Below are 14,723 nucleotides of genomic sequence, written 5' to 3'. Positions count from 1 at the left end.
GACCCACCCGCAGGCTCCACCCGATACCCGGAAGGCGCTCTACACAGCCAACTCGAACCCAACAAAAAACCCGGCCGAAGCCGGGTTTTCTGCATGACCAGACAACGATCAGGAATCAGTCGCCCTGCTGCTTCTGCAGATGCTCCCAACGCTCCTGGGCATCGATGGTGCGCTCGGCGGTCAGGCGCGCCTCCAGGCGCTCCAGGCCGATTTCTTCGCCGGTGTCGACGCAGTAACCGTAGTCGCCCGCTTCCAGGCGCTTCAGGGTGCTGTCGATCTTGCCGATCAGCTTGCGGTAGCGGTCGCGGGTACGCAGTTCCAGCGAGTTCTCGGTTTCGCGGGTCGCGCGCTCGGCTTCGTCGCCGATGTCACGCACTTCCTCGCGCAGGTTCTCGATGGTCTGCTTGGACTCTTCCACCAGGTCCGCGCGCCAGTTCTGCAGGCGCTGGCGGAAATACTCCTGCTGCAGCGGGCTCATGTATTCCTCTTCCGAGGACGGCTTGTAGCCAGCCGGCAGGATCGGGCGGCCGGTGGCCTCGTCGGTCTTGTATTCGACCACCTTGTACTTGCTGCGCGGGGCCGGTGCTGCCGAGCGGGCGGCGACGGCCACGGCAACCTTGCCGACAGGGCGCGACACGGTCTTCGGGGCGGAATCGGATTTCACGGCGGTTTTGGCAGGCGATTTCGAAACGGGCACGGGATTCTTGGATTGCGGGGCCTTCGAAGCGGCAGGAGCGGCGGCCGGGGCCGGCTTGGAGGCCGGTTGGGCTGCTGCCACTGCCACGGTCTTGGCCGGGACAGGCTTGGCCGGAGCCGGCTTGGCAGCAGGCTTCGGTGCGGACTTCACTACTGGGGCCGGGGCCGGCTTTACGGCCGGTGCGGCAACATTCTTGGCAACCTTCTTTGCAGCGGCAGGCGTGGCGACCGGCTTGGCCGCAGCGACCTTCTTTGCCGCCGGCTTGGCGACCGGCTTGGCTGCAGCCTTCTTCACCACCGCCTTCGGCGCCGGCTTGGCTGCTGCCTTCTTGACCACCGGCTTGGCGACGGTCTTCTTCACCGGCGCAGCCTTGCTGACGGCCTTTTTCACCGGCGCCTTCTTGCTGGCAGCGGCTGGCTTGGCCTTGGCGGGCGCAGCGGCCTTCTTCGCCACCGGCTTGGTTGCCTTGACCGGCGTTTTCTTTGCGGTGGCCTTCCTGGCCGCCGGTTGCGAGGACGCTGCCTTGGTCGCCGGCTTGCTCGCCGGCTTCTTGGCAACGGGCTTTGCCGCCAACTTCTTCACAACAGGCTTGGCGGTTTTCTTGGCGGCCGTTGCGGCCTTCTTTGCAGTTTTTTTAGCAGCCACGAAACGCTCTTCCTTGGATTCCCCGGGGCCCGGGAAAGCGGGCCTTTATAGCCTACCCGACCCGCAGCAGCAACCTCGGCACCCTGCTCCATTCAGTCCTGGAGCCAAGGCGCCCAATGGGCAGTCCGACGAACACGGACCGCCTTGCGCGGTACGGAACCTGGCCAGCACCCGACGGTGCTGGTACCGGTCGCAGGCCATCGGCGACATGCGACCAACGGCCCATCCTGCACAAATGCGGCCTTCATGCCAACTGGCATAAGATGACTGGGTGATCTCGCGCCTGCTCATCGCCCTGCTGCGCTTCTACAAGCGCTTCATCAGCCCCTTGCTGGGGCCCCGCTGCCGTTTCGTGCCGAGCTGTTCTGAATACGCGATGGACGCGATCTCGCGGCACGGCCCGCTGCGCGGCAGCTGGCTGGCTGCGCGCAGGCTGGGCCGCTGCCACCCGTTCCATCCCGGCGGCTTCGACCCCGTGCCCGAGTCCCCCAACGCCCCCTCTTGCCGTTGCACAGGAAAACATTGACATGTCCTCCACCCTCATCACCAATGCCCGCATGGTCAACGAAGGCCGCACCTTCGACGGCGACCTGCGCATCGAGAACGGCCGCATCGCGCAGATCGGCAACGGGCTGGCGCCGCGCGACGGCGAGCAGGTGGTGGACGCGGCCGGGCGCTGGCTGCTCCCGGGCATGATCGATGACCAGGTGCACTTCCGCGAACCGGGCCTGACCCACAAGGGCGACATCGCCAGCGAATCGGCGGCGGCCGTGGCCGGTGGCCTGACCAGCTTCATGGACATGCCCAACACCAACCCGCCGACGCTGGATTCGACCATCCTGGAAGCCAAGTACGAGCTCGCGCGCGGCCGCGCCTGGGCCAACTACGGCTTCTACCACGGCGCCAGCAATGACAACCTGGACGCCATCCGTGCGCTGGACCCGAAGAAGGCGCCGGGCGTGAAGGTGTTCATGGGTGCTTCGACCGGCAACATGCTGGTCGACAACCCCGAAACGCTGGACGCGATCTTCCGCGAATGCCCGACCCCGATCATCACGCACTGCGAAGACACGCCGATGATCGATGCCAACCTGAAGGCCTTCCAGGAAAAGTACGGCGATGCGCTGACCCCGGACATGCACCCGGACATCCGCTCGCGCGAAGCCTGCATCAAGTCGACCCGCCTGGCGATGTCGCTGGCGCGCAAACACGGCACCCGCCTGCACGTGCTGCACATCTCCACCGCCGATGAACTGGCGCTGTTCGAGAAGGGCCCGCTGATCCGCGCCGATGGCAGCCGCAAGCAGATCACCGCTGAAACCTGCGTGCACTTCCTGCACTTCGCGCGCCCGGACTATGCGACCAAGGGCAACCTGATCAAGTGCAACCCGGCCATCAAGGAAGTGTCCGACCGCGAGGCGATCACCGCTGCGCTGGCCGACGACGTGCTGGACGTGCTGGCTACCGACCACGCGCCGCACACCTGGGAAGAGAAGCAGAAGCCCTACGCGCAGGCCCCCTCCGGCCTGCCACTGGTGCAGTACGCGCTGGTGGCCGCGCTGGAGCGCGTGCACGAAGGCAAGCTGACCCGCGAGCAGGTGGTGCAGAAGTTCGCCCACGCCCCGGCGCAGCTGTTCGACGTGGAAGAACGTGGTTTCCTGCGCGAAGGCTACTTCGCCGATCTGGTCCTGGTCGAAGACGTGCCGTTCACGGTCAAGCGCGAGGACGTGCTGTCCAAGTGCGGCTGGTCGCCGTTTGAGGGCACCACCTTCCGTTCGCGCGTCGCCTCCACCTGGGTCAACGGCCAGCTGGTGTGGGACGGCAGCAACCTGGTGGGCGAACCCGCCGGCCAGCGCATGACCTACGACCGCTGATGCGCTCGGCACTTCTGATCGGGGCGCTGCTGGCCGCGCCCCTGTTTTCCGTACCCGCGGCGCAGGCGCAGGCGCAGGATGGCATTGGCAGCCTGATCGACAGCCGCGTGGTGTTCCCGACCAGTGCGTCGCAGGGCGCACTGGTGATCGGCAAGGTTCCCGCCGGCAGCCGCGTGCAGTACGCCGGTCGCCAGCTGCGGGTGAGCGGCTACGGCAGCGTGGTGTTCGGCATCGGCCGTGACGAGAAGGGCCCGCTGCGCGTGCAGGTGCAGCGCCCCGATGGTGGCAGCGAGACCGCGACCATTGCGGTGACGCCGCGCGACTGGCCCACAGAGCGGGTCAATGGCGTGCCGCCGAAGACGGTCAACCCGCCGCCGGCGATTGCCGAGCGGATCAAGCGCGAACAGGCGCAGGTGACCGCCGCACGCGCCCGCGATGACGACCGCACCGACTTCACCCAGACCTTCATCTGGCCGGTGCAGGGCCGCATCAGCGGCCGCTTCGGCAATGCCCGCGTGTACAACGGCCAGCCCGGTGCCGGTCATTCCGGCATGGACATCGCGGTGCCGACCGGCACGCCGGTGAAAGCACCGGCCGCCGGCATCGTCACCTTCGCCGGCCCGGACCTGTACCTGACCGGCGGCACGTTGCTGCTCGACCACGGCTTCGGGGTCAGCTCCAACTTCCTGCACCTCTCGCGCATCGACGTAAAGGTCGGCGACCGGGTTGAACAGGGCCAGGTGATCGCTGCGGTCGGCGCCACCGGCCGTGCCACCGGCCCGCACCTGCACTGGGGCATGAACTGGTTCGAGACCCGTATCGACCCGCTGCTGGTGCTGGAGCGCAAGTAACGGTAGTGCCGGCCGCTGGCCGGCAACCTCATCCTCTTCCGCGCCCTGCTGGATGCCGGCCAGCGGCCGGCACTACCAGGTACGTTGGATCAACCGCGCGCGGCCCACCACACGCGCAGCAGGGTGCGCACCGGGGTGGCCTCGATCGGCTTGCCTGCGGCCTGTGCCGCCACCCGCGCACGCGCCAGGCTGGACCACACACGGCGCGGGCGCGGGCCGGGCACGCGGGTGCCCCACCCCTTCAACAGATGCTGCGCCCAGCGCTGTGCGGCATTGCTGGCGTCCTCGTCCAGCAGGCTGCGCGGCACACCCGCCACGCCAGCGTCCTGCAGGCGCTGCGCCAGGGTCTGCAGCTGCACCGCACGACCGGCGCCGGTGCGCGGCTTGTCAGCGAACAAGGCCGCCTCCACCGCGGCTACGGCCTCGGCGTAGTTCGCCAGCGCGCGCTCGGCGCCGGCCGCATCCAGCGCGACCGTGCGCGCTTCAACCAGATCCGGAAGTGCTTCGGCCAACTGGGCCCACGGTGCACGCACCGGCTCCAGCAGCCTGCCCAGCGGATGGCGCGAGCGATGTCCCGCCCAGCTGCGCAGCTCCTCGCCCCACCACGCCAGCTTGGCGTCGGCCGGCAGCGGATCGCCGCTGGTGTTGAGCATGTCGTCGAACTCCTGCAGCAGCGCGAACCACGCCACTGCAAGCTCGCGTTGCGATTCGGCCACGAACGGGGCGGCCACCGACCATTCCGGCCAACGGCTGCGCCACTTGTCGAGGAAACTGTCCAGCGCGGTACTGCTCACTACACCATTCCTTACGGCTGGGCCGGGGCTGCCGGCCGGGTCGGCCAGAGACTGGCCAGTTGCAGAAGTTCAGCGTTCTCGACCAGCACGTCGGCCTGCCAGGCCAGCGGATCGTCGCTGTGCAGGCGGTAGCCCCACAGGGCTGCCACCGACGGCATGGCCGCGGCCCGCGCGGCGATGATGTCGCGCTCGTCGTCACCCACGTACACGCAGTCTTCGGCGGCAACGCCAATGGCCTGCGCAGCGTGCAGCAGCGGCAGCGGGTGAGGTTTGCGCTCGGCCAGGCTGTCACCGCCGACCAGCACTGCGCAGCGCTGCTGCCAGCCGTGCTGCGGCAGGATCAGCCGCGCCAGGTACTCGGGCTTGTTGGTGACGATGCCCCATACGGTGCCGGCGTCATCCAGCGCGGCAAGCATGCCGGCCACGCCATCGAACAGCACCGCGTGTTGGCCGATCAGCGCTTCGTAGCGCTGCAGGAATTCCGGAATCAGTGCATCTCGCGCAGCGGCATCCAGGTCCGGGAAAGCGGCCCCGACCATCGCGCGCGAGCCCTTGGAGACCACCGGGCGCAGCACCGCCGGATTGATCGGCGCACGACCACGCTCGGCCAGCATCGCGTTGCAGGTGGCGACGAAGTCCGGCGCGCTGTCCAGCAGGGTGCCGTCCAGGTCGAACAGCACCGCACGCGGGAAGCGGGCGGCGGTCATGCCGGCTTGACCGCGTAGGCCAGGTAGTTGATATCGGTGCGGCTGCTCAGGCGGGCATGGTTGCGCCACGGCTCGTAGGCCATGCCGCTGACATCCACCAGCTGCAGGTCGGCCTCGCGCAGCCAGCGCGCCAGCTCGGCCGGCTTGATGAATTCCTGGTAGTGGTGCGTGCCCTTGGGCAGCAGGCGCGCCACGTACTCGGCGCCGACGATCGCCACCGCGAACGCGGCGGCGGTGCGGTTGATGGTCGACAGGAACAGGTGGCCGCCCGGCTTCAGCAGGCGCTTGCAGGCCTCGATGATCGCGCCCGGGTCCGGCACGTGCTCCAGCATTTCCATGCAGGTGACCACGTCGAAGCTGCCCGGCTGCTCGGCGGCCAGATCTTCGGCCGCCTGCACCCGGTAATCGACCTGGGCGCCGCTTTCCAGCGCATGCAGGCGCGCGACCTTGACCAGCTCCGGGGCCAGGTCGATGGCGGTGACGTCAGCACCGGCCTGGGCCAGCGCTTCGCTCAACAGGCCGCCACCGCAGCCGATGTCGAGCACGCGGGCGCCGCGCAGCGGCACGCGGTCAGCCACGTACTGCAGGCGCACCGGATTCAGCGCATGCAGCGGCTTCTGCGGGCCGTCAGCGTCCCACCAGCGGTTGGCCAGCGCGGCGAACTTGTCCAGCTCGGCCTGATCGAAATTTGAGGAAGCGTGGGGGGCAGTCATGGGGGATGTCCTTGCGGCGCCAGGGTTCAGGCGCGGATATGGCGGATGCGCTCGCGCCACTGGCGCGCGTTGGCGATGATGCCCGGCAGGTCCATGCCGACCAGCTCGCGCTGCACCAGCTTCGGCTTGCCGGCGATCCAGACATCGCTGACCTGCTGGCGGCCGGTGGCGTACACCAGCTGCGACAGCACGTTGTGCAGCGGCTGTGTTTCCAGCGCGGACAGATCAACGCAGACCAGGTCGGCCTGCTTGCCGACTTCGATCGAGCCGATGCGGTCGCCGAAGCCCAGCGCGCGTGCGCCACCCAGCGTGGACGCGCGCAGCGTGGTTGCCGCGTCCAGTGCAGTGGCGTCGTCGGCCACGGCCTTGGCCAGGATCGCCGCGGTGCGGTTCTCGCTGAACATGTCCAGGTCGTTGTTGCTGGCGCAGCCATCGGTACCGATCGCCAGGTTCACGCCTGCGCGCTGCAGGGCGCAGGCCGGGCAGAAACCGGAGGCCAGCTTCAGGTTGGATTCCGGGCAATGCACCACGCTGACGCCACGTTCGGCGCACAGGTGGATTTCCGCATCGGTCAGCTGGGTCATGTGCACCGCGATCAGGCGGTCGTTGACCAGGCCGAGCCGATCCAGCCGCGCCAGCGGGCGCTGGCCGTGCAGCCTGATCGAATCGTTGATTTCCTGCGCGGTCTCGTGGGTGTGCAGGTGCACCTGCATGTCGAGCTGGTCGGACAGCATCCGCACCCGCTCGAAGTTGGCATCATTGACCGTGTAAGGCGCATGCGGCGCGAACGCGGTGCCGATCAGCGGATCGTTGCGCCACTGGTCGTGCAGTTCACCGGCCTTGGCGAAGTACTCGTCGTCGCTCTTGGCCCAGGCGGTGGGGAAATCGATGATGACCGCGCCCACCAGCGCGCGGAAACCGTGTTTCTTGTAGACCGCGGCCTGCACGTCGCCGAAGAAGTAGTTCTCGTTGGCGCAGGTGGTGCCGCCGCGCAGCATCTCGGCGATGGCCAGGGTGGTACCGTCGGCAACGAATTCGGGGCCGATCACCGCCGCTTCCACCGGCCAGATGTGCTGCTGCAGCCAGGTCATCAGCGGCAGGTCGTCGGCAACGCCGCGCAGCAGGGTCATCGGGTTGTGCGTGTGCGCGTTGACCAGGCCCGGCATCAGCGCAGCCTCGGGTCGGCTCACCACCTGGGTGGCGCGGAAGCGTGCGCGCGCCTCGGCACGCGGCAGGATGGCCACGATCTCGCTGCCACGCACGGCAACGGCATGGTCTTCCAGCACCACCGCATGCGGCTCGATCGGAACGACGTAACCGGCTTCGATGAGCAGGTCGCAGGCTTCGGGGAGGTGCGGGCTATCGCTCATGCGGGCTCACTGGCTGTGGGGGCGGCGAGATACTTCTGGGGACACGCCCCTGAGTAAGGGGCTGCCGCGAAGCGGCGGGGTCTGGAGACCCGTGAAGCGGGGCCCATGATCTGCCGAAGCAGATCATGGGAGCGCCAGCGCGAATGTGCTGGCGCGTACCCGGCCAGCGGCCGGCATTACCGCAAGGTCGGCCTATGGCCGGAACCTTACTTGACGCGTGCGGAGTATTCGCCCGAACGGGTGTCGACGCGGATCACTTCGTCCTGGTTGACGAACAGCGGCACGCGGACCACGGCGCCGGTTTCCAGGGTGGCCGGCTTGCCGCCGCCGCCCGAGGTGTCGCCACGGACGCCCGGATCGGTTTCGGTGATCTTCAGTTCGACGAAGTTCGGCGGCTGCACGAAGATCGGCTCACCGTTCCACAGGGTGACCACGCAGGACTCTTCGCCCTTCAGCCACTTTTCGGCGCCGCCCATGCCGGCCTTGGTGGCCTGGACCTGCTCGAAGGATTCCGGGTCCATGAAGTGCCAGTACTCACCGTCGCTGTACATGAAGTTCATGTCGGTATCGACGACGTCGGCTGCATCCAGCGAGTCGGTCGACTTCATGGTCACTTCCTGGGTACGGCCGTCCTTGATCAGGCGGTACTTCACGCGGGTGAAGGCCTGGCCCTTGCCCGGCTTGACGTATTCGGTGTCGATGATGACGGCCGGTTGGTTGTTGACCAGGATCTTCATCCCGTTCTTGACGTCGTTCATGCCGTAGCTGGCCATGCGTAAACTCCTGAGTGGCAAAAACGCCGCGGGTGCGGCGAGCCGTTAGAATGGAAAGCCCACCGGGTGCCGGTGGGCGACTGTTTTTCTGCCCCCATGATAACCGCAGGCCCCCTCTCCATGCAGCTTTCCGCCTTCCCCCGGCCCCAGTCGCCAGGCGCGCCCGCGCGCTGGCAGCAGCTCTGGCGCCAGGCGCTGCGCGACCCGCACGCCCTGCTGGCCCGGCTGCAGCTGGACCCGGCCGCGCTGGGTGTCTCGGAGGCGGCCATTGCCCAGTTCGCGCTGCGCGTGCCGGAGGGCTTCGTGGCGCGCATGCGCGTGGGCGACGCGGCCGACCCGCTGCTGCGCCAGGTGCTGCCCGTCGACGAGGAAATGCGCCCGGCACCCGGGTTCAGTTTCGATGCGGTGGGTGATGGTGCCGCCAGGAAGGCCACCGGCGTCATCCAGAAGTACCGTGGACGCGCCCTGCTGGTCGCCACCGGCAGTTGCGCGATCAACTGCCGCTACTGCTTCCGCCGCCACTTCGACTATGCCGTGGAAAACGCCGCCAAGGGCGGCTGGCAGGAGGCCGTAGCGGCCATCGCGGCCGACCCGGACATCGACGAGGTCATCCTGTCCGGCGGCGACCCGCTGTCACTGGCCACGCACAAGCTGGCCGAGCTGACCGATGCGCTGCGCGCGATCCCGCACATCCGCCGCCTGCGCATCCACACCCGGCTGCCGATCGTGCTGCCGGAGCGCGTGGACGAGGAGCTGCTGGCCTGGCTGGGCAGCCTGCCGTGGCCGCTGGCGATCGTGGTCCACGCCAACCATGCCAATGAGTTCGACGCCAGCGTGGACGCTGCGATGAGCCGCCTGCGCGGCGTCGGCGCCCAGCTGCTTAACCAGGCCGTCCTGCTGCGCGGGGTCAACGACAGCGTGCAGGCCCTGCAGGACCTGAGCGAGCGCAGCTTCGCCGCCGGCGTGCTGCCCTATTACCTGCACCAGCTGGACCGGGTCGAGGGCGTGGCCCACTTCGAAGTGGACGACAGCCAGGCCAAGGCGCTGATTGCCGGCCTGACCGCACGCCTGTCCGGCTACCTGATCCCCAAGCTGGTGCGCGAACTGCCCGGCGACCCGAGCAAGCGCCCGGTGTAATTCCGCAGGGGGTCAGATCCCTTTTCCTGCGGAAAAGGGATCTGACCCCGACACAACAACCGTCGGTCAGAGACCCGATTCGATCATCCGCACCACTTCGGTGGCAGTCACCGGGTGGCTCAGCCAGTAGCCCTGGCCAAGATCGCAGCCGCGCTGCACCAGCAGTTCGAACTGCGCCTGCTGCTCGATGCCTTCGGCCACCACCGTGATGCCCAGCGCGTGGGCCATGGCGATGATGGCCGTGGTCAGTGCCAGATCGTCGGGATCGCGCTGCATGTCGGCCACGAAACTCTTGTCGATCTTCACGCCGTCCACCGGCACCTGGCGCAGGTGGCTGAGACCGGAGAAGCCCGTTCCGAAATCATCCAGCCAGACCTTCACGCCGGTGCGGTGCAGCTTGTCCAGCAGCTGCGCGGCAACCATCTCGTCGCCGATCACTGCGGTTTCGGTCAGCTCCAGGTGCAGGCGCGAGGCCGGTAGCCCGGACTCATGCAGGCACTGTGCAACCAGCGCCGGCAGCTCGCCGCCGCGCAGCTGCCGCGGTGATACGTTCACCGACACGAACAGATCGTCGCCGCCCGCACCCCGTGGCCACTGCGAGGCTTCCATGCAGGCCGCACGCAGTACCTTCGGGCCGATGATCTCGATCAGCCCGCTCTGCTCGGCCACTTCGATGAACACCGACGGCGGAATCGTGCCCAGGGTCGGATGCTGCCAGCGCAGCAGCACTTCGACGCCGACCATGCGCCGGTCGCGCATGCGGAAGATCGGCTGGTAGGCCAGGCGCAGCTCGCCGCGCTCCCAGGCCCCGCGCAGCTCCTGCTCCATGTGCACGCGGCGCTCGACCGCATGGTCCATCGCCCGGCTGTAATGGCGGTAGCAGTTCTTGCCGGCCATCTTCGCCTGGTACATGGCGATATCGCCGTTCTTCAGCAGCGTCGTCGCATCGGCGGCATCGTCCGGGAACAGGGTCACGCCGATCGAGGTCCCCAGGAACAGCTCCCTGCCCTGTACCACCAGCGGCTTGCCCAGTTCGCGCACCAGCACCTCGGCCAGCAGCCGGGCGTTCGCGGCCACGTCGCCATCGCCGACCAGGATCACGAACTCGTCGCCGCCGAAGCGGGCCAGCAGCGCCTCATCGCCTCCCGCTTCGGCGACCGCGCGCCCGATGCGCTGTGCGAACTGCAACAGCGCTTCGTCACCGGCCTCGTGGCCGAGGGTATCGTTGACGCGCTTGAAGTCGTCGATATCGGCGAACAGCAGGCCCAGCCGATGATTGGATGCGCGCGCCGCCATCAGGCGATGGTCCAGTGCTTCCCGGAACGCCAGCCGGTTGGTCAACCCGGTCAGCGCATCGGTATAGGCCATGCGCCGCACCTCGCGGTCATGGCGGGCGATGGAATCGCGCATCCGGGCAAAGCCGCGCACCAGCTCGCCGACCTCGTCATTGCGGGTGTTCTCGGCCAGCGGCGCCTGGTAGTCGCCAGCCTCGATGCGGCGTGCCGCAGCGGCCAGGTCCCGGATCGGCGCCACCAGGGTGCGCTGCACGTACAGGATCACCGCCACGCCGATCACCACCAGCAGGCCCAGCATCAGCAGCAGCCAGCCCAGGTGGCGGCTGCCGACCTGCTGCAGGCGCTCGCCGAGCGTGGCATTGGCTGCCTGTTCGCGCTGCTGCACCTCGTCCAGCGCCATGCCGACGCGGACGCCGCCGATGCGCTGGTTGCCGACCATGATCGGCATGGTGTTGTCGAGCACCTTGGGCGATTCCTGCACCACCAGCGCCTGCGCCACCGCGGCCTTGGGAGCGAGCGGGTCGGCCATCGGCTGGCCGAAGCCGGACACCTCGATCGAGCCGTCATGCACCAGCCGGCCACGGTCGTCGAACACCAGCACATAGCGCACGACCGGCTGCCGTGCGGTGCTGCGCACCAGCGCACCGACCTGGTCCAGGTCGCGGTAGTACAACGGGTTGGCCAGCGCGTCGGACAGCTCGCGCGCCATCGCTTCGCCGCGGCTGCGCACGCTGCGGTCGAACAGTTCATGGATGACGCCACCACTGAGGTTGCGCACCTCGCCCTGCATCGCCGCCTGCCGCCCCAGCAACACTGCCAGGATCGCCACCACCACGACCATCGCCCCGCCCATCGCGAGCAGGAACCGGGCCTGCATTCCCGAGCCGAGCCACTTCATTCCACTTCCATCCGCACGCGCGTCAATCCTTGTTTCAATTCATCCAGCCGCTGCTGCGCATGCGCATCGACGCGGTGGAAACCGGAAGTACCGAAAAACCGATGCAACGCCCCCTGCGCCTGCGGGTCACTGGCCGCCTGCAGCAGGACGTCCTGCAGCCGGTCACGCACCCGCGGGTCGAGGTCGGCGCGCACCATCTCCACCGCCCGCGGGTAGGGCCTGGTGCGCAGCAGCTCGCGGAAGTCGCGCCGGAATGCCGCCGGCATCCGTCGCTCGTCGTTCCAGTCCACGCTGCTCACCGCCCCCACGTCAACCACGCCCTTGTGCACGAACGTAGCGATGTTCAACTCGCTGCGCGCGAACACATACCCCACACTGTCCCGGCCCGGCATGTCCCACACGCCGGCCAGGATCTGCGGCGCCAGCCCCTCCTGCAGCAGCGTCATCACCGGCACCAGGTAGGCACTGGTGGACGCCGTGTTCTGCAACGCCAGGCGATGCCCACGCATATCCTGGATGCGCTGGACCGGACTGTCGCGGCGCACGAAGAACACGGTCTGGTACTCACGCACGCCATTGCGCTCGGTCAGCAACAACGGCCGCGCGCCACTGCGCTGGCCGAGTGCCACCGCCGTACCCGACGTTTCCGTGACCCAGTCGACCCGCCCCCGCCGCAGATAGCTGGCCATCTGCTGCGGGTCGCGCGCCATCAGGATCCGCCCCTCCTTGATGCCGACGTCATGCATGCGTGCCACCACATAGTCCAGCAACGGCTGCAGCTGCTCGTAATGGGCCTTGGGATCATCGCTGATCCGGCCCAGCACCAGCACCGGGTCCGGTGCTGCATGCACCGTCCCGGCCAGCAGGATCATGACCAGGCTCAGCAGTCCCCTCTGCACTGCCCTTCGCAGACCCGACACAGGCTTCATCCCCCCTGGGTATCCGGACAGACTACCCGAAAAAATGAGAACGTCGTCAGCTGTCCTTGTTGCCCGCTTGTGCCAGTCGCGCCATGCGCTGGGTGTCGGCCAGGATGCCGCGCAACAGGCGCACTTCCTGCTCGCTCGGCTCGCTGCGCAGGAACAGGCGGCGCAACTTGCGCATCGCTGATTCCGGTGCGCGGCCCTTGTGGAAATCGATCTCGTCCAAGGTGTCGCCGAGCTGGGCGAAGAAGCTCTCCATCTGCTCATGGCTGGCGGCCTGTTCGCGGAAACCCGGCTCGGCGTCGGCGGCCGGCTGCGCGCCCAGCAGCTGCATGCGCGTTTCATAGGCCAGCACCTGCACCGCGGCTGCCAGGTTGAGCGAGCTGAACGCCGGGTCGGATGGAATATGCACCGCCGCATGGCAGAGCTGCAGTTCCTCGTTGGTCAGCCCGGTGCGCTCGCGACCGAACACCAGCGCCACCTCGGCGCCCTCGCCCGCCTTGGCCACCGCACGGGCGGCGGCATCGGCCGGCAGGTACTCCTCCAGCTGGACGCGGCGGGCACGGGCGGTGCAGCCCAGCACCAGTCGGCAATCGGCCACGGCCTCGGCCAGGGTGGCCACCACCGGGGCGTCCCCCAGCACGTCTTCGGCACCGGCCGAGCGGCGGAAAGCCTCCTCGTCCAGCGGTTTTTCGGGGGCGACCAGCACCAGGCGGGCCAGGCCCATGGTCTTCAGGGCACGGGCGGCAGCGCCCATGTTGCCGGGGTGCTGGGTACCGACCAGGACGAATCGGAGGCGGGTGGCGGCGGGAAACTGGGACATGAACAGGGAAAAGGTCGAGCTGGACGATGACCAATGGTAAACTGTGCGGCCGGCCACTGCGCCGGACCCGCTCTTTTCCCCCGCCAGTCCATCTCTTCTGCCTTTCCGGGAGCCCACGCCATGCAGAAACCCGCCGTCACCGTCATGGTCAAGGCCGCCCGCCTCGCCGGCAACGTCCTGTTGCGCAACATCAACAAGCTCGAGGCACTGAACGTAGTGCAGAAGGGCCGGATGGACTACGCCAGCGAAGTGGATGCGGACGCGGAAAAGGTCATCGTCAAGGAACTCAAGCGCGCTTACCCGGACTACGGCATCTTCGGCGAAGAAGGTGGCGTGCAGGGCGAGCGCCGCCAGATGTGGGTCATCGACCCGCTGGACGGCACCAGCAATTACCTGCGCGGCGTGCCGCACTACTGCGTGTCGATCGCCCTGGTCGAGAATGGCGAACCGACCGATGCGGTCATCTTCGACCCGCTGCGCAATGAACTGTTCACCGCAAGCCGTGGCGCTGGCGCCGTGCTGAACGACCGCCGCATCCGCGTGGCCGATCGCAAGGACCTGGAAGGCACGATGATCCACACCGGCTTCGCACCGCGCGAGCGCAGCCGTGCCAGCGCCCAGCTGAAGGCGGTTGACGCCCTGCTGGTGCACGGCGAGGACATCCGCCGCACCGGCTCGGCCGCACTGGACCTGGCCTACGTGGCCTGCGGCCGCGCCGACGCCTACTTCGAAGCCGGCGTGAAGGCGTGGGACATCGCCGCCGGCCTGCTGCTGGTCCGCGAGGCGGGTGGCAAGGTCTGCGACTTCAAGGGCGCGACCCTGGGCCGCATGGACAACCGTGGCCCGGAGACCCACCAGATCGTGGCCGGCAACCTGAAGGTGGCCGAGTCGCTGCAGAAGGTGCTGGTCAACACCGGCTATGCGGCGGAGTTCGACGCGAAGTTCTGAGGTTTCGCGTAATGCGGTTCATGGAGACGGCACCTGCGAGGGTGCCGTTTTCGTTTGCGCGCACGGAGAGTCGTTTCCGCGACTGCGGAGGGGTGTCACTTTCTTTGCTCGTGCAAAGAAAGTAACCAAAGAAACACGCCGCCAGGGCGCGAGCCGATGCTACGCATCGGTACCCTGCGCTCCTCGGCCCGTCGAGGGACGGTGCGGGAACTCGCTGCGCTCAGACACCCGCACCTCTTCGCCCTCGCCGGACCTGCGGTGCTCGGCTCGCTCAA

At 68.0% G+C, this 14,723-nt stretch carries 14 protein-coding genes; 5 read left to right on the top strand and 9 right to left on the bottom strand.

The window, feature by feature from the left end:
• Positions 1-115: 115 nt before the first annotated feature.
• On the bottom strand, positions 116-1,342 hold the full coding sequence (gene dksA / locus AC5P7A_RS01760) for an RNA polymerase-binding protein DksA (protein ID WP_075076325.1): 1,227 nt from the start codon (positions 1,340-1,342) through the stop codon (positions 116-118).
• A 271-nt stretch (positions 1,343-1,613) separates the two neighbouring features.
• Here dksA and yidD point away from each other — a divergent pair, with 271 nt between their 5' ends.
• Genes yidD through AC5P7A_RS01745 form a run of 3 tightly spaced genes read left to right on the top strand, consistent with a single transcriptional unit; the run spans position 1,614 to position 4,067 of the window.
• A complete protein-coding gene (yidD, locus tag AC5P7A_RS01755) occupies positions 1,614-1,868 on the top strand; it encodes a membrane protein insertion efficiency factor YidD (RefSeq protein WP_014037867.1) in 255 nt (84 codons plus the stop codon).
• A gap of 1 nt (position 1,869) precedes the next feature.
• Positions 1,870-3,216, top strand: coding sequence for a dihydroorotase (locus AC5P7A_RS01750; RefSeq protein ID WP_014647796.1), 1,347 nt, complete (start codon positions 1,870-1,872; stop codon positions 3,214-3,216).
• Positions 3,216-4,067: a M23 family metallopeptidase gene (locus tag AC5P7A_RS01745; protein ID WP_495219830.1), complete on the top strand. Its 852-nt coding sequence runs from the start codon at positions 3,216-3,218 to the stop codon at positions 4,065-4,067. The genes AC5P7A_RS01750 and AC5P7A_RS01745 overlap by 1 nt, the downstream gene beginning before the upstream one ends.
• A gap of 89 nt (positions 4,068-4,156) precedes the next feature.
• On the opposite strand, the gene AC5P7A_RS01740 is transcribed toward AC5P7A_RS01745, so the two are convergent.
• The 5 genes from AC5P7A_RS01740 to efp form a co-directional block, all read right to left on the bottom strand.
• Positions 4,157-4,861 carry a squalene/phytoene synthase family protein gene (locus AC5P7A_RS01740; RefSeq protein ID WP_032956133.1) on the bottom strand — a complete coding sequence of 235 codons (705 nt, stop codon included), beginning with the start codon at positions 4,859-4,861 and terminating at the stop codon, positions 4,157-4,159.
• Between the two features lie 11 nt (positions 4,862-4,872).
• A complete protein-coding gene (locus tag AC5P7A_RS01735) occupies positions 4,873-5,568 on the bottom strand; it encodes a phosphoglycolate phosphatase (protein WP_197605046.1) in 696 nt (231 codons plus the stop codon).
• On the bottom strand, positions 5,565-6,281 hold the full coding sequence (gene ubiG, locus AC5P7A_RS01730; protein WP_014647800.1) for a bifunctional 2-polyprenyl-6-hydroxyphenol methylase/3-demethylubiquinol 3-O-methyltransferase UbiG: 717 nt from the start codon (positions 6,279-6,281) through the stop codon (positions 5,565-5,567). The genes AC5P7A_RS01735 and ubiG overlap by 4 nt, the downstream gene beginning before the upstream one ends.
• Positions 6,282-6,307: 26 nt before the next feature.
• Positions 6,308-7,651 carry a TRZ/ATZ family hydrolase gene (locus AC5P7A_RS01725; protein ID WP_111205990.1) on the bottom strand — a complete coding sequence of 448 codons (1,344 nt, stop codon included), beginning with the start codon at positions 7,649-7,651 and terminating at the stop codon, positions 6,308-6,310.
• A gap of 206 nt (positions 7,652-7,857) precedes the next feature.
• Entirely contained in the window at positions 7,858-8,424 is a 567-nt protein-coding gene (gene efp, locus AC5P7A_RS01720; protein WP_005410381.1) for an elongation factor P, read from the bottom strand.
• 96 nt (positions 8,425-8,520) lie between these two features.
• Here efp and epmB point away from each other — a divergent pair, with 96 nt between their 5' ends.
• Entirely contained in the window at positions 8,521-9,561 is a 1,041-nt protein-coding gene (gene epmB / locus AC5P7A_RS01715) for an EF-P beta-lysylation protein EpmB (protein ID WP_495219829.1), read from the top strand.
• Between the two features lie 66 nt (positions 9,562-9,627).
• Here the strand turns inward: epmB and AC5P7A_RS01710 are convergent, their stop codons facing one another.
• The 3 genes from AC5P7A_RS01710 to AC5P7A_RS01700 all read right to left on the bottom strand — a co-directional run bounded on the left by AC5P7A_RS01710 (position 9,628) and on the right by AC5P7A_RS01700 (position 13,500).
• A complete protein-coding gene (locus AC5P7A_RS01710; RefSeq protein WP_014647803.1) occupies positions 9,628-11,754 on the bottom strand; it encodes a putative bifunctional diguanylate cyclase/phosphodiesterase in 2,127 nt (708 codons plus the stop codon).
• Complete coding sequence (locus tag AC5P7A_RS01705) at positions 11,751-12,626, bottom strand: phosphate/phosphite/phosphonate ABC transporter substrate-binding protein (RefSeq protein ID WP_227864238.1); 876 nt, start codon at positions 12,624-12,626, stop codon at positions 11,751-11,753. Before AC5P7A_RS01705 ends, AC5P7A_RS01710 begins: the two co-directional genes overlap by 4 nt.
• A gap of 103 nt (positions 12,627-12,729) precedes the next feature.
• Entirely contained in the window at positions 12,730-13,500 is a 771-nt protein-coding gene (locus AC5P7A_RS01700; protein WP_032956141.1) for an RNA methyltransferase, read from the bottom strand.
• Positions 13,501-13,620: 120 nt separating this feature from the next.
• Between AC5P7A_RS01700 and AC5P7A_RS01695 the strand changes: the two genes are divergently transcribed.
• Positions 13,621-14,448: an inositol monophosphatase family protein gene (locus AC5P7A_RS01695; RefSeq protein ID WP_005417749.1), complete on the top strand. Its 828-nt coding sequence runs from the start codon at positions 13,621-13,623 to the stop codon at positions 14,446-14,448.
• Positions 14,449-14,723: the final 275 nt, after the last annotated feature.

It is taken from the genome of Stenotrophomonas sp. YJH_SMC_65, assembly GCF_059369475.1.
This window is presented reverse-complemented; position numbering and strand designations above follow the sequence as displayed.